14 protein-coding genes, 1 other RNA gene and 3 pseudogenes are annotated in these 20,352 nt (G+C 39.5%); 3 read left to right on the top strand and 15 right to left on the bottom strand.

The features are described from left to right. Positions 1-112: 112 nt before the first annotated feature. From pknB to HMPREF9182_RS03810, 8 genes and pseudogenes are all read right to left on the bottom strand, one after another. Positions 113-1,945 (bottom strand): Stk1 family PASTA domain-containing Ser/Thr kinase, encoded by a 1,833-nt coding sequence (pknB, locus tag HMPREF9182_RS03775; protein WP_009754757.1) that lies wholly within the window; start codon positions 1,943-1,945, stop codon positions 113-115. Next, complete coding sequence (locus HMPREF9182_RS03780) at positions 1,942-2,682, bottom strand: Stp1/IreP family PP2C-type Ser/Thr phosphatase (RefSeq protein ID WP_009443748.1); 741 nt, start codon at positions 2,680-2,682, stop codon at positions 1,942-1,944. Before HMPREF9182_RS03780 ends, pknB begins: the two co-directional genes overlap by 4 nt. A 20-nt stretch (positions 2,683-2,702) precedes the next feature. Then, positions 2,703-3,976, bottom strand: a pseudogene (rsmB, locus tag HMPREF9182_RS03785) (16S rRNA (cytosine(967)-C(5))-methyltransferase RsmB). 28 nt (positions 3,977-4,004) lie between these two features. Beyond that, the gene (gene fmt, locus HMPREF9182_RS03790) at positions 4,005-4,940 is read right to left on the bottom strand and encodes a methionyl-tRNA formyltransferase (protein WP_009443856.1); all 936 of its coding nucleotides are present in this window, start codon (positions 4,938-4,940) and stop codon (positions 4,005-4,007) included. A 12-nt stretch (positions 4,941-4,952) separates the two neighbouring features. Continuing rightward, a pseudogene (locus HMPREF9182_RS03795) lies at positions 4,953-7,333 on the bottom strand (primosomal protein N'). A 119-nt stretch (positions 7,334-7,452) separates the two neighbouring features. After that, positions 7,453-7,767 (bottom strand): DNA-directed RNA polymerase subunit omega, encoded by a 315-nt coding sequence (rpoZ, locus tag HMPREF9182_RS03800; RefSeq protein WP_037602667.1) that lies wholly within the window; start codon positions 7,765-7,767, stop codon positions 7,453-7,455. 24 nt (positions 7,768-7,791) lie between these two features. Further along, positions 7,792-8,418, bottom strand: a complete 627-nt coding sequence (gene gmk / locus HMPREF9182_RS03805; protein ID WP_009755079.1) for a guanylate kinase — start codon at positions 8,416-8,418, stop codon at positions 7,792-7,794. A 110-nt stretch (positions 8,419-8,528) separates the two neighbouring features. Further along, a complete protein-coding gene (locus HMPREF9182_RS03810; RefSeq protein ID WP_009754663.1) occupies positions 8,529-10,136 on the bottom strand; it encodes a ribonuclease Y in 1,608 nt (535 codons plus the stop codon). A 231-nt stretch (positions 10,137-10,367) separates the two neighbouring features. Between HMPREF9182_RS03810 and HMPREF9182_RS03815 the strand changes: the two genes are divergently transcribed. Next, positions 10,368-10,850 carry an S-ribosylhomocysteine lyase gene (locus tag HMPREF9182_RS03815; RefSeq protein ID WP_009754741.1) on the top strand — a complete coding sequence of 161 codons (483 nt, stop codon included), beginning with the start codon at positions 10,368-10,370 and terminating at the stop codon, positions 10,848-10,850. 193 nt (positions 10,851-11,043) lie between these two features. Here HMPREF9182_RS03815 and HMPREF9182_RS03820 read toward each other — a convergent pair whose 3' ends face one another. From HMPREF9182_RS03820 to HMPREF9182_RS03835, 5 genes are all read right to left on the bottom strand, one after another. Beyond that, positions 11,044-12,429 (bottom strand): cell division site-positioning protein MapZ family protein, encoded by a 1,386-nt coding sequence (locus tag HMPREF9182_RS03820; protein WP_009443234.1) that lies wholly within the window; start codon positions 12,427-12,429, stop codon positions 11,044-11,046. Positions 12,430-12,440: 11 nt separating this feature from the next. Further along, entirely contained in the window at positions 12,441-13,598 is a 1,158-nt protein-coding gene (locus HMPREF9182_RS03825; protein WP_009754255.1) for a THUMP domain-containing class I SAM-dependent RNA methyltransferase, read from the bottom strand. Between the two features lie 150 nt (positions 13,599-13,748). Next, positions 13,749-14,113, bottom strand: an RNA gene (rnpB, locus tag HMPREF9182_RS09905) — RNase P RNA component class B. 15 nt (positions 14,114-14,128) lie between these two features. Beyond that, the gene (gene gpsB / locus HMPREF9182_RS03830; protein WP_009755085.1) at positions 14,129-14,479 is read right to left on the bottom strand and encodes a cell division regulator GpsB; all 351 of its coding nucleotides are present in this window, start codon (positions 14,477-14,479) and stop codon (positions 14,129-14,131) included. Between the two features lie 69 nt (positions 14,480-14,548). After that, positions 14,549-15,076 carry a DUF1273 domain-containing protein gene (locus HMPREF9182_RS03835; protein WP_009443831.1) on the bottom strand — a complete coding sequence of 176 codons (528 nt, stop codon included), beginning with the start codon at positions 15,074-15,076 and terminating at the stop codon, positions 14,549-14,551. Between the two features lie 66 nt (positions 15,077-15,142). Here HMPREF9182_RS03835 and recU point away from each other — a divergent pair. Next, a pseudogene (gene recU, locus HMPREF9182_RS03840) lies at positions 15,143-15,744 on the top strand (Holliday junction resolvase RecU). After that, positions 15,737-17,863 carry a penicillin-binding protein PBP1A gene (pbp1a, locus tag HMPREF9182_RS03845; protein ID WP_009443997.1) on the top strand — a complete coding sequence of 709 codons (2,127 nt, stop codon included), beginning with the start codon at positions 15,737-15,739 and terminating at the stop codon, positions 17,861-17,863. The pseudogene recU and the gene pbp1a overlap by 8 nt, the downstream one beginning before the upstream one ends. Positions 17,864-18,057: 194 nt before the next feature. Here pbp1a and pepC read toward each other — a convergent pair whose 3' ends face one another. Both pepC and HMPREF9182_RS03855 read right to left on the bottom strand, forming a co-directional pair. Continuing rightward, the gene (pepC, locus tag HMPREF9182_RS03850; protein ID WP_009443115.1) at positions 18,058-19,392 is read right to left on the bottom strand and encodes an aminopeptidase C; all 1,335 of its coding nucleotides are present in this window, start codon (positions 19,390-19,392) and stop codon (positions 18,058-18,060) included. A 384-nt stretch (positions 19,393-19,776) separates the two neighbouring features. After that, positions 19,777-20,328: a GNAT family N-acetyltransferase gene (locus HMPREF9182_RS03855; protein ID WP_009754348.1), complete on the bottom strand. Its 552-nt coding sequence runs from the start codon at positions 20,326-20,328 to the stop codon at positions 19,777-19,779. Positions 20,329-20,352: the final 24 nt, after the last annotated feature.

Consider the following 20,352-nt stretch of genomic DNA (forward strand, 5'->3'; position numbering starts at 1 on the left):
TAGCAAAATTTTGAATTTTTTTATCAGGCTAGAGTAGGAAATTCTATTTTCTTTTGTCAGTCAAAAGACACACTATAAACATAGAAAAGTAGCCCTTTCGGACTACTCTAGATTAATCATGATGTGATGAGCTCGAGCTAGATGCTGTATCATCTGAAGAACTAGATGATGAAGTTCGTCCATTTGATGACGAGCTAGAACTTGAGCTTTGCGTTGTCGCTTCAGTCACATACAAGGTCACCTTAACTTTCTTAGGATTAACCGGTCCAGTTGCGGGAGATTGTGAAGTCACCAGATCTGACTGGCTAGATACAACTGATCGATCCACTACCCGTTCAATATTACTGGAAGGAATCCCCAAAGAAATCAAATAGTTACGTGCATTCGCATATGTGTATTGAAGGCTACCGAAATTTGGCATATCAACCGTGGAAACGGATTTTGCTACTTTCAGGGTAATCTTTTTGCTAGATGTTACATCATAAGTTGCACCTGCAGCCGGACTTTGTTCAAAGATTGTCCCTTCTTCTACATCATTGGTCTCCACTTCTTCAACCTTGATATTGCTTTTTGAAACTTTATAGACATCTGTCAAACTCTCAATAGCTTGAGCTGACGTTTGTCCAATATAGTTCTCCATGATCAACGTCTTGGCTCCTTTAGAGACAATTAAATTAACTGCACTTCCTTCTTTGCGTTGCGTTCCTGCAGCAGGATCTGTTCGGATAACAGACCCAGATGGAACTTCATCGCTATTTTCTTCGATTTCTTTATCAACTTTTAAATTGACTTTTTCAATCGCCGCACGGGCCTCAGCAACTGTCTTGCCTGAGACATCTGGAATTTTTTTATTGGAAGGTGTCAGATAGAGTAACGTGAAGAAAGAAGCGATGACTAACAAAATAGCTGCAAACAAAACTTTATATCTAGTTCGCAAATGGCGTTTCTTCTTTGGTTTGATAGAGATTTCGTCTAATGTATTTTTTGGTGTTGCTTCTACTGCAGGTTCATTTTTTATCCTAGAAGCTACTGGAGGTACAACTTGTGGAATCTTTGGCAAAGTCTTAGTATCTGCTTTGCTTGTGTCATCAAAAACACGTTTTCTCTCATTGCGACGTTCAGGAGACAAGCAACTGGATAGATCGACATACATATCCGACACACTTTGATAGCGGTCTGTTAATTTTTTGGCTGTTGCTTTAATAACAACATTCTCGAGTGACTGAGGAACATTTGCATTCTCAGAAATGATTGATGGGAGTGGTTTTTGAAAATGCTGAAGAGCTATCGTTACAGCACTATCTCCATCATAAGGAATATGTCCTGTTAGCATTTCATAGAAAATAATTCCCATAGCATAGATGTCGCTCTGGAAAGTCGCTTTTGAACCACGCGCCTGCTCTGGTGACAAATAATGTACACTTCCAAGCATTGAATTTGTCTGTGTAAGACTAGTCTCTGCAAAAGCTACTGCGATACCAAAATCTGTTACTTTGGCATTGCCGTCTGGGGTTAAGAGGACATTTTGCGGTTTTAAATCACGATGGACAATTCCACGTGTATGAGCCAACCGCATCGCAAGAAGGATCTGCCCCATTATGCGAACTGCCTCTTCGTTTGACAGAGGAGCGTGCTCTTTAATATATCGTTTGAGGTCAAGTCCAGCAACATATTCCATGGTAAGATATTGCTGCCCATCTTCCTCACCGATATCAGTGATACGAACGATATGTGGATGATCTAAATCAGCCATAGCGCGTGCTTCTCTCTGAAAACGCGCAACAGCGATAGGATCAGTCTGGTAATTGGTTCTAAGTACCTTTACCGCCACTTCCTCACCATCCAAAATCAAATCTTTAGCGAGGTATACATCTGCCATTCCTCCGCGACCGATTTGTTTGATGATTTTATATCGTCCGGCAAAGATTTTGCCGATTTGAATCATGCTTCGTCCTCCTTGTCAAAATACACAAGAGCTACTGTAATATTATCTAGTCCTCCTGCATTATTGGCAAAGCGAATTAAAGTTTGAGCTTTTTCAGTCAGAGATAAATCACTCATTAAAATATCGTAAATTTCGCTACCAGATACCATATTGGACAAACCATCACTGTTCATCACAATATAGTCTCCTTCTTCCAGACTAATGATTCCAAAGTCTGGTTGAATTTCATCTTTTTGTCCAATGGATTGAGTTATGATATTTCTTTGAGGATGACGCTCAGCTTCTTCGGCTGTAATTTGACCAGCTTTTAAAAGAGCATTTACTAAAGAATGGTCGCTTGTTAGCTGTTTATAGTTTTCCCCACGCACGAGACCAATCCGTGAATCCCCTACATGAGCATAAATCGCTTGATTTCCAATAAGAGCAAGCGCTTCAAGCGTCGTTCCCATTCCTTTATATTCATCCGACTGACCTATTTCGTGAATCTTTCTGTTCTCAGCTTCTAAATATTCTGCGAACCATTCTCTCACACCATTAATAGAATCAATCTGGGTATCCACCCAAGCAGCTCCTAAATCAGTCACCGTCATCTCACTGGCAATATTACCAGCACGGTGTCCTCCCATACCATCTGCCAAAACGATCAAAGGCATTCCAGCACGATTGACAAAATGATTGGCGAAGTCTTGATTATTTGTCCGTTTTTGACCAACATCTGTTAATAATGCTATTTCCATTCTGTCAGTGTCCTCCTCAATTAAGATATTCTCCTAAATTGGCTGATAAAAAATCCATCACTTCCATACAACTCAGGCGTAATTAAGATACATCCATCTTTTAGAATATCTTTTCTGTCATGTTCTAATATCACTTGCTCAAAATTTGGATGATTTTCTAAAAACATAGAAACCACCTGACTATTTTCTTGTGAAAATATCGTGCAAGTACTATAGGTTATTATACCACCTTTTCTCAAACTTTGACAAACGCTATCCAATATCTCTAGCTGAATTTTTTGCAAAGAGAGAAAATCTGCATTTTCTTTGTTATATTTGATGTCGGGTTTTCGTCGTAAGAGCCCCATACCTGAGCAGGGAGCATCTACCAAAATTTTATCGAAAGCATCTTTCCCAAATTCTTCATAGACCTTTCTGGCATCTAGTTTTTTGTTTCTATTTTATCTGCCAATCCCAAGCGTTTTGCAGCATCTTCTATTAACTGTAGCTTGTGGTCATATAAATCTAAAGCCATCACGTGTCCACTCGACAAATATGAAGCTATATGTAAGGTCTTTCCACCAGGTGCGCTACAGGCATCTAAAACTTCTTCGTCTCCCTGAATGTCCAGAGTCGGCGCTACCAACTGACTAGACTCATCTTGAATTGTAATGCTACCATCTGCAAAAAGCTCATGACTAGCAAAGTGCCCCTGCTTTTTGACTAGTGCCGAAGGAGCCAACAATGAGTCCTCTGCTTCTAAAATCTCTTTTAATTCTTTTTTTTGCGCTAAATCTGTCACACGAATGCTAGCTTTATTGCGATCAAATAAACTATTTAAAATTAATAAGGAGCGTTCTTCTCCATACTCTTCTATCAGAGCCTTCACTAACCAGACAGGTGTTGAATATTGGATAGAATAGCGTTTGTTTTTTCGCTTAATGAGGTCAATATCAGCCACACCCTCACGCTCAATTCTGCGTAAAATAGCATTCGTAAATTTTTCTGCACCTTTCTTACGTTTCTTAGCAATTTCTACCGCCTCATGAATCACAGCATGAACAGGGATTTTATCTAAGTAAATCATCTGATAAAGGCTTAATAACAAAAGTACATAAAGCCAAGAATCCAGCTTATCTCTATCCTCGATAACGTGAGATAGGTACCATTCTAACGTCAGTTTGCGCGCCACAGTTCCATAAACAATCTCTGTCACTAAGGCTTTGTCCTTATGGGAGAGTTGATTGCTATTTAGTGCCTTGTTCAGGGCAATATTTGAAAAAGCTCCTCTATCAAAAACATCTTCTAAGACCATTAAAGCAGTTTGACGCGCACTTTTTGTTTTAGATTCCAAATTTATCTCCTACTGCTAAGTTTCGGCCTGCTCCATTTAAAAAATCAGCAATACTCATTTTGGGCTTACCCGCTGGCTGAACCGTCTGAAGCGAAATTGCCCCCTCACCAGCCGCAACAACTAAGTGTTTCTTTCCGACTTCTAAAATCTCACCTGGTTTACCTGTGCCATCAGCAAGAGTAGCTTCATAGATTTTAAATCGTTCTCCTTGCCACAAAGTGTGAGCAACTGGCCATGGATACATACCTCGAATATGATTGAATATCTGACGATTCGTTTTCTGCCAATCAATTCGCTCTTCTTCTGGTGTGATATTTGGTGAAAAAGTAACTTGACGAACATCCTGTGCAATAGGCTTGAGTTCGCCTGCAATATATGCTGGCAAGCACTCTAATAAAAGGTCTCTGCCGATAACAGCGAGCTTTTCAAAAAGAGTCCCCACATTGTCACTATCTTCAATCGTAGTGGATCGACTAGCCACCATATCACCAGCATCCATTTCCTTAACCATTTCCATAATGGTGACGCCAGCTTCTTTCTCACCATTGATAATAGCATAATGGATCGGCGCTCCACCACGATATTTGGGCAACAGTGAGGCATGGACATTGACAGCAAAAGCCACACTATCTAATAGTCGACTTGGTAAAAATTGCCCAAATGCAGCGGTTATAATTCCGTCTGCTCCGAGTGTCATCAATTCATCTAACTCAGGACTATTCGACAATTTCTCTGGTTGGTAAATTGGCAAATCGTAGGACAGCACAAGCTCTTTCACTGGTGTCATGCGAATTTCCTTTTTTCGACCAACTGCACGATCAGGCTGCGTCACAACCGCCACAATTTCATACTGCTTGCTTTCCAACAATCCTTTTAAAACAGTTGCTGAAAAATCTGGTGTTCCCATAAAAATGATTTTTGTCATATGTTTTTCCTTTTACATAAAATTTTGAGGCTCATTATCAATACTAACACGCAAGTCTTTATTCTCCCTATCTTGAGTCCACTCTAACATACGGTCCAAGGTTTCTTGTAAATGATCCTCGAAACGATATTTCAGTAAAATTTGATAATGGTAGAGATTATGCGTGCGAGCGATAGGTTTTGGCGTAGGCCCGAGAATTTTAACCTGATCAGACAAACCTGACCGTAAAATATCCAGTGCTTGGTACGATTTTTTGACTAAAAATTCCTCGTCTTTGTGAGACAGGGTCAATCCAACAGTAAAATAATAAGGTGGATAACCTAATTGCCTACGAAGGTTCATTTCATGGTTGAAAAAACCTTCGTAATCTTGCCTTCTTGCAAATTCGATCGCATAGTGATGAGGATTATAAGACTGAATCAACACCTGACCTTCTTTGTCGGCTCGGCCTGCTCGACCAGCCACCTGAGTCAGCAGTTGAAAAGTCCGCTCAGAAGAGCGAAAATCTGGCAAATTCAGGGCAGTGTCTGCATTTAACACCCCTACTAATGTGACATCAGGAAAATCCAGTCCCTTAGCGATCATCTGAGTCCCCAGTAAAATATCAGCTTCCTTTCGACCAAATGCTTCTAATATTTGCTCATGACTACCTTTTTTGCGAGTAGTATCTACATCCATTCTCAAAATTTGGGCATGAGGAAAAGCCTTTTCCAATTCATCATAAGCCTTTTGAGTCCCCGTTCCATAATAACGCATACTTCTACTAGAGCAGTTTGGACAGGCATGCGGTATGTCCTTTGTAAAGCCACAATAGTGGCAGTTCATTGTCTTAGTATCCATATGCAAAGTCAGGGAAATATCACAGTTTGGACAAGTATCCACTGCCCCACACTCTCTACACATCACAAAGCTAGAGTAACCACGCCGATTGAGCATAAGAACAACTTGTTCGCATCGTTCCAAACGTTCTTTGATAGCCTCCAAAAGAAGAGGTGTAAAGTTGCTTGCTTCATTTTGACCGATATAATCACGAAAATCAATCACTTGAACTTGAGGCATCTTAGCTAATGGATTCGCCCTTCGTGTCAATCGTAAAAATTGATAGCGTCCCTTGCCTGCTCTCGCTCTTGTTTCTAAGCTTGGAGTCGCAGAGCCTAAAACGAGAGCTGCTTGATTATACTGCGCTCTTAATACTGCAACCTCACGAGCATGGTAGCGGGGATTTGCATCCTGCTTATAGGAAGACTCATGCTCCTCATCCATGATAATGACGCCGATATTTTTCAATGGAGCAAAAATAGCTGACCGCGCTCCTACAACAACCTTGGCATCTCCTCTTTCGACTTTTCGCCACTCATCATACTTCTCCCCATTAGATAGGCCAGAGTGCAAAATTGCCACTTGATCTCCAAAGCGAGCAATGAAACGATCTGTCACTTGCGGTGTCAGAGAAATTTCTGGCACCAGCATAATAGCCGTTTTATTTTTTGCAAAGCTTGTTCAATGACTGTCAGATATACCTCAGTCTTGCCACTCCCCGTGATCCCTTCTAGTAAAATCGGACGTGATTTTTTCCCTATATTTTTTGTGATTTCTGTAACAGCAAATTGCTGTTCCTCATTTAACACAAGCTTTTTATCCTGGCGTTCTCTATCAAAATATTCAGCTGTACGACTCACTTCTTTTTCTTCAATCTCAATCAAGTCTTGGTCAATAAAATATTGCACCAACTCCCTAGAAAAGTCTTTTCTTAGGTCTGATAATATGCTTTCCTGCTCTTGTGCTAGCAAATAATCTTTCAACTCAAGTTTTCTTTTCGCACGCCCCGAAATAACAGCCGATGTCAATGCCTCTTTATTTGCACGATACCATTTTTCGGTCTTTACTTGCTTGTTATCTGTAGCTTGGTATTCTAAACGAAGCTTTCCTAACTGACAAAGACGCATGAATCTTGCCTGGCGTTTCTTATCTAAATCAGAAAAATGGAGGCAAGATTGGTCACCAAATACATCAAGCTTTTCCTCATATGATAATTTTTCTGTTGGATAAAGAATCTTATCATAGGACGAATTTAAAAAATTAGGCAGCATGGCTTTTAAAAGTGATATTTTATAAGAAAAGACAGTCTTACGTAATTGATCAGCCAGCCAAAGTTGCTCATCATTCAAAACAGGACTAAAATCCAAGACTTCTACAAGCTCTTTTAGCTCTGTTTCTTCTTCCTCCTGAATATCAAGCACTATCCCTTGAATCAATCGGTTAGCCTTTCCAAATGGAACATGAACTCGCATCCCTATTTGCAAAGCCTGAGAGAATTCCAGAGGAACTGCATAACTATACGGCTTATCTGTCTGCATTAACGGGACATCTACAATAACTTTCGCAACTAACATTTCCTCTCCTCTCCTTCACATTTTTAAATACGTAGAAACTATTTTCTAAGAAATATACTTCTTTTATTATACCGAAAAAGTAATCGTAATAGAAAAAATAAGATTGAGTTCCCCCAATCTTAGATTTTTTCACCTTCTTCTTTTTCTTTGGCGATTTGCTCTTTAATTTTGCGCTCTTCTTCTTCTCTTCGTAAACGCTCTTCTTCCGCACGGCGACGAACAGCTTCACGTTTTCCTTCTGGATCCGGATGAATCGTTACATTACCTGATTCAATTTCTTCTAATGCACGAAGCGTTGACTTTACAGATTTAAATTCTTGCGTTGCTGCTGCGCCTGCTTCTAATTCATGCGCACGTTTCGCTTCAAGAATAACCAATGAATACTTAGATGGTACCTTATCCAACAAGGTATCAATAGACGGTTTTAACATCATAATTTTTTACCTAATTTCTAATCTTTATCTTACGACTGCCGAATGCTTGATCATATCTTGGTAGTGTCCAATGACGCGATCAACTCGGAAGTGCTCTGCTTCGATCACACGCTTTACACGTTCAGCAGCTAAACTAACCTCATCATTAACAATGGCATAATCATACTCACGCATTAAAGCAATCTCTTCTTTCGCTTTTTCGATTCGTTTAGCAATCACGTCGACGCTATCTGTCCCACGACCAACCAAACGATCCTGTAACTCCTCTAAGTCAGGTGGCGTCAAGAAAATGAAGACCGCATCTGGAACTTTTTTCTTGACTTGGAGTGCTCCTTGCACTTCTATTTCAAGAAAGACATCAATTCCTTTGTCTAATGTTTCATTTACATAGGTCAATGGCGTACCGTAATAATTTCCAACGTATTCAGCATATTCCAACATCTGCCCTTGGCGAATTAACTCTTCAAATTCTTCTCGAGTTCTAAAAAAGTAATCCACACCATCCACTTCGCCTGGTCGTTGTGGGCGTGTTGTCATGGATACAGAGTATTGAAATTGATTTTCTGAACTTTCAAAAATCTCACGTCTAACCGTCCCTTTTCCGACACCTGATGGACCAGAAAAGACGATTAACAAGCCACGTTCCGTCATTTGTTCTCCTTCACAGTCTTTTACTTAGTGTACCAAAAAATAGTATATTTTTCAACTGCTTTTTATGACTAATCTATCGCATAAGAAAAACAGCCCGTAAGCTGTTTTCTCTATTTAGCATAATCAACGGCACGCAATTCACGGATAACAGTAACCTTGATATTTCCTGGATATTCTAGATTGTTTTCAATCTTCTCACGAACATCGTGGGCTAAGATCGTCACCTTATCATCCTTAATCTGCTCAGGATGAACCATAATCCGAATTTCACGCCCAGCTTGTAAAGCAAAGCTAGTTTTAACACCATCAAAGCCATTTGCGATTTCTTCTAAATCATGCAATCGCTTAATGTAGCTTTCTAAGGACTCGCTACGAGCACCTGGACGAGCCGCACTCAAAGCATCCGCTGCAGCAACAATCACTGCAATAACGCTCTCAGGCTCCACATCTCCATGGTGACTGGCAATGGTATTGACAACAACTGGATGTTCTTTGTACTTACGAGCGAGCTCAGTACCAATTTCAACGTGGCTTCCTTCCACTTCTCGGTCAATCGCCTTACCAATGTCATGCAGGAAACCTGCTCGGCGAGCCAATGTTGCATTTTCACCGAGTTCACCAGCAATAACTCCTGCTAGCTTCGCAACTTCAATCGAATGGCGCAACACATTTTGACCATAAGAAGTTCGGAATTGCAAACGTCCCATAATCTTCATCAAATCAGGATGGAGATTTGGAGCACCGATCTCATATGCCGCAGCTTCACCGTATTCTCGAATTCGATTATCAATTTCTAAGCGGTTCTTTTCCACCAACTCCTCGATACGAGCTGGATGGATTCGACCATCCTTTAGAAGAGCCTCCATTGTCATACGGGCAATTTCGCGGCGAACAGGATCAAAGCCAGACAAGGTCACAACATCTGGAGTATCATCGATAATCACATCAATTCCCGTCAGGCTTTCAAAGGTCCGGATATTTCGACCTTCTCGACCGATAATTCGACCTTTCATAGCATCGTCAGGCAAGTGAACTGTCGAGTTCGTTTGCTCAGCCACATAATCGCCAGCAATACGTTGCATAGCTTGTACTAGGATGTCCTTTGCCATCTTATCTGAGCGTTCTTTGACCTCTTGTTCCGCTTCACGGATACGCACTGCAATTTCTTTGGTTAGCTTTTCTTCTGTTTGAGAAAGAATCAAGTCACGCGCTTCGTTTTGCGAAAGGGAAGCAACCCTTTCTAGTTCGGCTTCTTTTTGTTTTTCAAGCTCCGCTAGTTGCTCTTCCCGCTCATCAATGTATTTAGTTTTATCTGAAAGACTTTGTTCTTTCTGCTCGAGTAATTGTTCTTTGTTGGTCAGATTATCATCTTTGCGATCAAGACTAGCTGAACGCTCCGTCAAGCGGCTTTCCATTTGTTTCAGCTCTTGGCGTTCAGATTTAAACTCTGCTTCAACTTCTTCTCGATATTTTCTGGCTTCTTCTTTTGCCTCCAAAAGTGCTTCTTTTTTAAGCGAATTCGTCTCACGTTCTGCATCCTTTCGGATCATATCTGCTTCTCGTTCGGCTTGTCCGCGTAAATTCGTTGCTTCTTGTTCAGCATTCAAAAGAGTAAGTTCTGCAGCTTCTTTTGATGATTTCATTCGAGCCGAGATACTTACATATCCAATGACTAAACCAATGATGACGGCAAAAACAAGAACTAGAATATTTACCATGTTTTTACCTCATTAATTTATTTTAAGTTGAATTAGTAAATTCCTATTTATTTTATCATAAATTTAGCAAATAAACAAACTGATTTTATCAAAAAAGAGAGCGATTTCTTATATTATTTTATTTAATTTCAAACAAATCCTTATTCTATATGGTATTTAGAAAAAATTATTTTTTCGTAAAAATATTTGCTATAATCAAACTATAAAAATAGATTACAAAGGAGATTTTTTATGCCTAAAAAAGTCATTGTTGAAAGTTTTGAGTTAGACCACACCATCGTTAAAGCACCGTATGTGCGTCTTATTGGAGAAGAGAGTGGACCTAAAGGTGATGTCATTTCAAACTTTGATATCCGACTCGTCCAACCAAATGAAGACTCTATCCCAACAGCTGGTCTACATACAATCGAACATCTACTAGCCATGCTTATCCGTCAGCGTATCGACGGTCTAATTGACTGCTCACCTTTTGGATGCCGAACAGGATTTCATATGATTATGTGGGGGCAACACACTACAACAGAAATTGCTATAGTTATCAAATCCTGCCTCGAAGAAATCGCTGAAGCAACTACTTGGGAAGATGTCCCTGGCACTACTATTGAATCCTGCGGAAACTATAAAGATCATAGTCTTTTTTCAGCTAAGGAGTGGGCTAAATTAATTCTAAAACAAGGAATATCAGATGATCCTTTTAAACGCCATATTGTCTGATAGAAACAGAAAAGAGAGTGGGACAGAAATCGGTAATCCGTTAGAATTCGATTTCGCCGTCCCACCTCCGCACAGTTGAGTAGGGCTGTAAAAGCTGATGAAATCAGCGTAATAGAGCCCACTCAACCACTGCGTCTTGCTCGACAATCCAAAGACAATTGAGAGGCTAGGACTTTTGTCCCAGCCTCTTTTATTAATAGTCTAAAGCATCTGCATAACCTGAACCATTTCCAACGAAATATCCCGTTTTACAATTGATACTAAATAGATAGGTACCATCTGGTTTAAAGAGATTATAATAGCCATTTCCATTTATAATATTTACTTTCTCAATAATGTACTGATTTCCAGTGATATACCCACGTTCACGTGAGACCTGTAAAATATTTTCTAAAATTCCAGGATTAAAGCTCCACGCAGCATTAGCAGCATCATTAATAAGAGCTTGATTATAAGGAACACGACTTAAATTTCGTTGAAGGGCAACACCCGTACTTGTCTGTCCAATGCCAGCATTCGTATTTGCTGATTGATCCGCACTAGCTACAGGAGCTTCCTGAGAAGCACTAGAAGGTGAATCAGCTGAAGACGCACCTTGACTACCTTGCGACGCCAATGTCTGCTGACCTTTTCCCTGACTAATAGCAGAGCTAAGAAGTTTGTCTAGATTGTCATTTCCTGTCTTTGTTACTGTAAAAGTAGCACCACTCTTGACTTTAGCATTTGTATCTAACACACCGTCTTTGATAACTGGTGTTTCAAATTGAGCATTGACTGCTTGGATAGCAGAGACTTGTTTGACCAAGTTTTCATACTTCGCTTTTGCTACTGTATACTCCTTACTATTTTTCAACGATTCTAACTTGGTTTTTAATTGCTCTAAATTCGCAAAACTACTATTTTTAATTGCCAGTTTATTCTTATCTGTGAAGAAAGAATCATACAAGCTATTAAAGACTTTCAAAGCTTTGTTTTCAGAGCTCGAACTATTAGAACTTGTTTTTTGACTTGTCTGACTACTAGAATCACTTGCCATTCTACTCGCTTGATTCCTATTGATTGTAAAATAAGCAGTTGCAGCAATCCCTGCCACAGCAAATATACTTACAAGTCCAATAAGGACTTTTTTATTAGACTTTGGCTTTTCTTCCGATTCAGAAGCGTTTTCCTCAGTGACTTCAGCAACTTCAGTTAGTTCATCTTCTAACCTTGAATCAGATACTACTTCGTCCGAAAATGCTTGACTGACTTCTGCATCTAAGTCTTGAATTTCAGAATCAGGAACGTCTGTTTCATCGCTTATTGGCATTTCTGTGTCAAGAACTTCTTCTAAATCTTCTTTTTCCTCAATCTCAATATTTTCTTCTGTCAACTGAGTTGTTGCAGCAAACTTGCCGGCTTCGATTTCTTGGCGATGTTGTTTGATATATTTATCTAAAACATTGTCATCTTCATGGACGCCCGCTTCTAATTCTTCGCTTTTTCTGACTGCTTGTCCAATCGTCATTTCCTTTGCTACTTCAAAATCTAGAATCGATTCTTGTTCTTGATTCATCGGCGCTTTCTTTTTCTTGCTCATATTCGTCCTTTCTACTCTCTCAATTGACGCTTGACTCTTTGACCAAAATATTGATACAAATCAACCTTCAATGTTCCATTGTAGAGCTTTCTTTTCTTATCAGCGGAACTACCATATTTGCTTTCAAATGCTTCGTCGCTAGTCAAAATAAATTTGCTCCAGGTTTGTAAAGGAGCAAAAGTTTCTCCCATCTCTTGATAAAGCTTTGTAACTGCTGAATCATCCAAAAGACGTTCCCCGTAAGGAGGATTTGAAATAATGACACCGTTTATCTTATCTGTATGTAAATCTTGCAAGCGCATTTGCTTAAATAAAATCGAATCCGCCACTCCAGCTTCTTCGGCGTTATTTCTAGCAATTTCAATCATCCGAGCATCCAAATCTGAACCAGAAATATCCAGTTGTACATCCTGCTTCATCTGAGCACGTGCTTCTGCCCTAGCTTTCTGAACCTGATCTTTCTCCACCCAAGTCCAGTCTTCAAAAGCAAATGAACGATAGAGTCCTGGTGCAATGTTTTTACCAATCAAAGCGGCTTCAATACAAAACGTTCCTGAGCCACAAGTCGGATCAATCAACGGTTTGTCAGGATACCAGTTCGACAACAATAAAATCGCCGCCGCCATATTTTCCTTAATCGGTGCTCCACCTTTATCTATCCTGTATCCTCTCTTAAATAAGCTAGAACCAGTCGTATCAATCATGATAGTCACCATATCTTTTAGAATAGAAACTTCAATCTTAAATTCAGGTCCATTTTCCATAAGCGGAACACCTTCTGGACGAGCATAATATCTTTGGAGTTTCTTCACAATGGCTTTTTTAGAAATAGCTTGAACGCTTGGTTCATTATGAAGCTTGGATTTGACGCATTTTGCTTTAGAAATTGGAAACTTAGCACCCAAGGGCAGATAATTTTCCCAATCCAGAGCAAAGACCCCTTGAAAGAGTTCTTCAAATGTTTTAGCTGGGAACATCCCGACGATGATTTTAATTCGATCCGCCGAGCGTAGCCAAAGATTCGTCTGAATAATACTTTCTATATCTCCCTCAAAACGAACTCTGCCGTTTTCGACTTGACATTCAATACCAAGTTCCCTAATTTCTCGACCAACTACCGCTTCAAGACCTGCAGCCGCAGTCGCTATTAACTGAAATGTTTTTTTCATATTTTCCTCAAAATAAATAGATATCCCTATTTAGTCCTATCAGCATTTTGTATCAATAAACATACTATTTTCCTAACATACTCTAAATATGGAAATCTTATTACAATTAGAGGCTAAGAACCACGCCCTAGCCTCTACCTATATGCAATTTTCTATAAGCCATGTTTTGTTCCAGAAATGACTAGGTACCATTTCCTTCGATAATCATCTGTCTACTGTTTCCAGTCAGAATGCTATGTTCGTTTCCACGCACTCCGTGCCCCGACCAAAGTTTGGGTTGCTAGCTTGAGGGGTTTACCGCGTTCCACTTTTTGCGTTTCCGCAAAAACTACGTCACTGTGGCACTTTCAGGCATACTCCAGCATATCAAAAGACTTAGCTGTTTTAGCCGCCGTAACGGAAAAATCCGTCCCTAGGCTTATTGTTTCGCCTAGCACAAACACTACCGGCATCACAGCCAGTGCTAGCATGGACTTTCCTCATGAAGAAATCTCCCCATGCGATTATCCAAAAATTGCACGTCCTATTTTTTACAACTGATTCAGTTCACTTTCTTGAATCTGTTTTCCAAATACTTCTTTTTCTAGGCGACTTAGACGTTTCAAAATATCAAAATTAGTGATTGTTGCTTGTCCTGTATCACCAAAAGATTGGTGTACTTGTGAAGCTGTAGAGGTTGGTGCTTCCTGCATACGCTTAGAAAGTTCTTGTTTCAAACGAGTGTTTTCCTCACGTAATTCTTTGACCATGGTAGCATATGTCTCATAGTCCTTGATTACTTCATCTAAGAACTCATCGACTTCTTGCTTACTATAGCCACGAACGCTTGTCTTAAAATCTTGATCAAAAATATTTTTCGGGGTAAAAATAATACGGGCCATTTCTCTCTCCATTCTAATTCATTACTATCATTATATACGAAACTAAAGAGAAAAATCAAGGTCTAAACTTTAAATTTCAGAAAAATTTTCTGCTATTTCATTTAAGTCATCAAATGTTAATTTTTTGATATCATATTGTTTTTGTTCTTTCATCTTTTGGTAAAGATATTTCAACTTCGTTTCGTTTTCTTCATCATAAAAAAGATAAGCGCCATCTGTATTTTCTAGTAAAAATTGGTTGTATTCTCGAAATTGACTAGGATTTTCATATTTTGGATAAGCATATTTGACAAAATCGACTTTTTTGAAGCTGTCTAGTTTTTCTTGATTTGCTTCGTTCCAATTTTCACCTTGATTTTCAAACAGAAAAATCGTCGCTAGCTGTAAATCGTATTCTTTTTGTAACTCTTTAGCTACATCTAACACCCAGTTTTCAAACCCTAAATTACCTGTAAAAACAAGCCATTTCATACCATTCTCTAATAGATAGATCAGGTCTCTACGAATGGCTGTTTTGATCATTTTCAGACGCAAATCTTTCTCATCAAATATTCCTAATTCAAAAGCTTTATAGCCCACAACTAGTACACTAACCATTTTTTATCCCTTTACAATTGATTTATGTTATAATAGAGTGATGTTATTGTACCAATAAGGAGTTTTATGGTCAACTATCCACATAAGGTTATCCCTAAAAATAATATAAAAAAAGTGAAAAAAGGAACAATTGATTTTGCTAATCGAGGGATGTCTTTTGAAAAAATGATCAATGATACTAATGACTACTATCTTAGTCGTGGTATGGCTGTCATTCACAAAAAACTACACCGATCCAGATTGTAAAAGTGGATTATCCAAGACGAAGCCGTGCAAAAATTGTAGAAGCATATTTTCGTCAGGCTTCTACCACTGACTATTCTGGAGTGTATCAAGGTCATTATATTGACTTTGAGGCTAAAGAAACACGGCAAAAACAGTCAATGCCTATGAAAAACTTTCATTCTCATCAAATTGAGCATATGGATCAAGTTATTCAACAAGGTGGTATTTGCTTTGTTCTTCTTCACTTTTCGAGCCTTAAGGAGACCTATCTCCTTCCAGCTCCTTACTTAATTGAGTTTTACAAGATCGACAAAGGAAGTAAGTCAATGCCTTTGACCTACATACAAGAGCATGGCTATCTCGTTAATCAGAGTATCCTTCCGAGTATTCCTTATCTTGATATTGTCTCAAAAAAATTATTAGGTGGTCAATCAAATGAATAAACAAACTATCATGACGGCTCTCAAATGGATTGCAAGCGGGCTTATCTCCCTCTTCATCCTTGGAGTATTGGCCGGAAGTGGTCTATTCCTCTACTATGTAAGTAATTCTCCAGAGCTTTCTGAAAATAAGCTCGTTGCCACTACTTCCAGCAAGATTTACGATAATAAAAATAACTTAATTGCAGATTTGGGCTCTGAGAAACGTGTCAATGTTACGACTGATCAAATTCCTACTGACTTGGTGAATGCGATTGTTGCTATCGAAGACCATCGATTCTTTAATCACCGCGGAATTGATTCCATTCGGATTGTCGGATCAACCATTAATAACCTCCTTCATCGTTCAAGTGGACTTCAAGGTGGATCCACTTTGACCCAACAGTTGATTAAACTCACTTACTTTTCTACCTCAAAAGCAGACCAAACAATTGCACGTAAAGCCCAAGAAGCCTGGCTTGCCTTCCAGTTAGAGAGAACAGCCACTAAACAACAAATTCTGACATACTATGTAAATAAAGTCTATATGTCAAACGGCAACTACGGAATGCAAACAGCCGCTCAAAGTTTTTATGGTAAAGATTTAAAAGATTTATCTTTACCGCAACTTGCTCTGTTAGCCGGTATGCCTCAAGCACCAAATCAATACGATCCCTACTCTCAGCCTGAAGCTGCCCAAAAACGCAGGAATATTGTTCTCTCAGAAATGTATAAACTAAAATATATTACTGCTGAACAATATGAACAAGCTATAAACACTCCTGTCACAGATGGCCTTCAAAGCCTAAAGAGCACTGCATCTTATCCAGCTTACATGGACAACTATCTCAAACAAGTTATTGAGCAAGTCGAAAAAGAAACTGGATATAACTTATTGACAACTGGTATGGATGTCTATACCAACGTCGATACTGAAGCACAAAAACGACTTTGGGAAATTTATAATTCTGATACCTACGTCAACTATCCAGATGATGAATTACAAGTAGCATCTACTGTTATGGATGTATCAAATGGGAAAGTCATCGCCCAACTAGGTGCACGCAATCAAGCTACTAATGTTTCGTTTGGTACCAACCAAGCTGTAGAAACTAACCGTGACTGGGGGTCAACGATGAAACCAATTACGGATTATGCTCCTGCCATTGAAGACGGGATCTACAGCGCAACATCTGCCACTATCACAGATAGTCCATACAACTACCCTGGCACCAATACCCCGGTCTATAACTGGGATATGCGCTACTATGGAACGATTACTATGCAGTATGCTATTCAAGAATCACGAAACGTTCCAGCCGTTAAAAGTTTAGAAGCTGTTGGGCTAAAGCAGGCTCTTAAATTCCTAAATAAAATTGGAATCAATTATCCTGAGCTCCACTATTCAAATGCTATTTCCAGCAATACCACAAAATCAGGAAATGACTATGGAGCAAGTAGCGAAAAAATGGCTGCCGCTTACGCAGCATTTGCTAATGGCGGGACTTACCATAAACCACAATATATCAATAAAATAGTCTTTAGCGATGGAACTGAAAAAAACTTCTCTAATGAAGGTACCAAAGCTATGAAAGAAACAACTGCCTACATGATGACAGACATGATGAAGACTGTATTGACTTCTGGGACAGGTGTAAATGCTGCTATTCCAGGAATCCATCAGGCTGGTAAAACAGGAACATCTAACTACACCGAAGATGACTTAAGCAAACTCACAAAAGAACATCAGGGTTCAAGCATTGTCACCCCAGATGAACTTTTTGTCGGCTATACTCCACAGTATTCGATGGCTGTTTGGACAGGATATAGCAATCGTCTTACTCCTGTTCTAGATGATGGCATCAAGGTCGCTACTGAAGTCTATCGCGCTATGATGACTTACTTAACCCCAGAAAGTAATGAAGACTGGGTACAACCAAACGGTGTCTATCGTGTCGGTTATTACCTTTATCTAAACGGAACGAATCCAAATCGTTACCTTCCTCAGTCTACTACTTCAGAGTCATCAACAAGTAGTAGTGAAAGTTCTTCCACATCTAGTTCCTCTACATCTTCCAGCTCAACAGAATCTAGTCTTTCGTCTGATTCCCAACAGAGCAATATACAAAACACTAATCCATAATAATAGAAAAAGAGGCTGGGACAAAAGTCCTAGCCTCTCAATTGTCTTTGGATTGTCGAGCAAGACGCAGTAGTTGAGTGGGCTCTACTACGCTGATTTCATCAGCTTTTACAGCCCTACTCAACTGTGCGGAGGTGGGACGACGAAATCGAATTCTAACGAATTACCGATTTCTGTCCCACTCTCTTTAATGTTTATTTCGCTAAAGCTCCCATCGGATCCCACGGTGCTAAGACAATTGGTTCAGCTTCATAAGCAACTAATTCTTCAGCTGATAGAAATTCTTTTCGGACAACTATTTGATAAGTATATTGATCCATCCAAGCATCACTTGCCACAAAATACCCTTTATTGCCTACCTTGTCTCCCCAAGAATTTTCTACTTTCCATTTTTTAGATCTTCCATCTTCATCTAGATCAACTCCTGTCAGAACCATTGCGTGAGTCATAAGGCTTTCACTATAGTCCAGTCGACCCGCCTTATCCTGCGTCAGATGAAGATCCATGCTGGAAGTGAAATCATAGATACCTTTGTCCATAATTCCAGCTTTACGATTACTAGACTGGCCAACATCTGAGCCAAACCATACAGTCTCTCCAGCTTGCATCTGTGCAATAGCTAACTCTTTCAGGCGGTCCATCTCGACATTCAGGTATCGAACCGGCTTACTACCAACCACATTGCCCAACATCTCAACTGTGTAAGATCGACCGTAAGGTTTATCAGCTGTTGGAGCATTGATAATAGAAACATAGTCATCCAGATGAAGATCAACATACTTACGATAAAATTCCTGTGGAGTCAAGTTGTTTTCGCTGTGGAAGTGATTCTCCTTATCCCGATAAGAAAAATCAAACCGGCGTGGTGGCAAACCAAGATTCATAGCTAAGAAGTTGAAAATTTCTTGTAGCAGCTCTTCTTTTTTTACTTGAAGAGTAGATGGATCAACACCATCCTTAACTAATTCTCGCAAGATCTGTGCATCTTGACGTAGAAGTTTATTTAACATTTGATTGAGCTCCCGGCTATTGCTGGAAGAGACAGACTCAGGATAGATCGCTTTAGGAACAACACCGTATTTTTCAAACAGAGAGACAACCATATCCCACTGGCCTCCATCCTGCTGAGGAGTATCTAAAAGAAACTTGACTTTGCGACTAGTCAACTCCAGATCGACAGTAGCCAATATTTGCTCCAAAAACCAATTAGATTTTTCATATTTATCCCAAAAGAAAGTATGAGCCTGAGATAACTCAAAGTCTTCCAACTGAAAGTCCGAAATCATTTTATGGCGAAATGTATTTAAGGCTGCAAACATCCAGCAACGACCAGACGCCTTTTGATTACTAACCTTATCTTTTGTAAGATCTATTGAAAAAACAGGTGTATTATCCACAGCACTACTGCGTTTTTCCAACGAAACTAAAAGTCCGTTATGACTAATAGCATTTTCCAGTGCTGCATACTTGGGATTTGCCTCATAAGCGGCATACAACTTATCTGTGAAATTTTGCTCTAGCGAATGCATAAAGTCCTCCTTATTTAATCTGTATTCAAAATGATTATTTTATCTGATTAAGCCTTATTCTAACATCACCAGATAAGGGTATATTTCAAAATCCTTTTGCACCAAACAATGAACAAATAAGCCTTAAAGTAATCAATTGTATCATACAGAAAAACTCTTATTTTACTTCTATTATAGAACTTTACAAAATCAGTGCAAGTAAAAAGAGAGTGGGACAGAAATCGGTAATTCGTTAGAATTCGATTTCGTCGTCCCACCTCCGCACAGTTGAGTAGGGCTGTAAAAGCTGATGGAATCAGCGTAGTAGAGTCCACTCAACCACTGCGTCTTGCTCGACAATCCAAAGACAATTGAGAGGCTAGGACTTTTGTCCCACTCTCTTCTTTATAAATCTGATTGTAGAATGCTATAGATCGAATAATCTTTGACTTGACCTTTATGGAATTTTGCTTGACGTAAGGTCCCCTCATAGCTCATACCAGCCTTTTCCATTACGCGACCAGAAGCTGGATTAACAGTGACAAACTCCGCTGACACTCGATTGAAACCTGCCTCTTGTAAAAGGAAAGCTAATACTGCCTTTAGTGCCTCTGTCATCAGACCTTGACCCCAATAATCTTCACCCAAAATATAACCAACTTCGCAGGAATTAATCTTCTCATCCTTATTTACCACACTAATATCGCCAATCGCATACTCAGGAGTTTCCTTGAGGCAGATTGCCCACTTATAAAAACCTAAATCTTGATAACAATCAACCCAACGAGCAATAGATTGCCTTGTCGTATCAGGATTTGGATGTGCATCCCACGTTACGTGAAGAAGGTTATTCGGACGTGAAGCCCAATTGTCGTACATAGCCTGATAATCTGATTTTATAAAAGGCCTGAGCAAGAGACGTTTCGTTTCAATAGACTGTGTACCTATCTTTTTCATAGCTTCCTCATTTCTTGGTTCAGA

It is taken from the genome of Streptococcus sp. oral taxon 056 str. F0418, assembly GCF_000220065.1.
In the GTDB taxonomy this organism is placed as follows: Bacteria; Bacillota; Bacilli; order Lactobacillales; family Streptococcaceae; genus Streptococcus.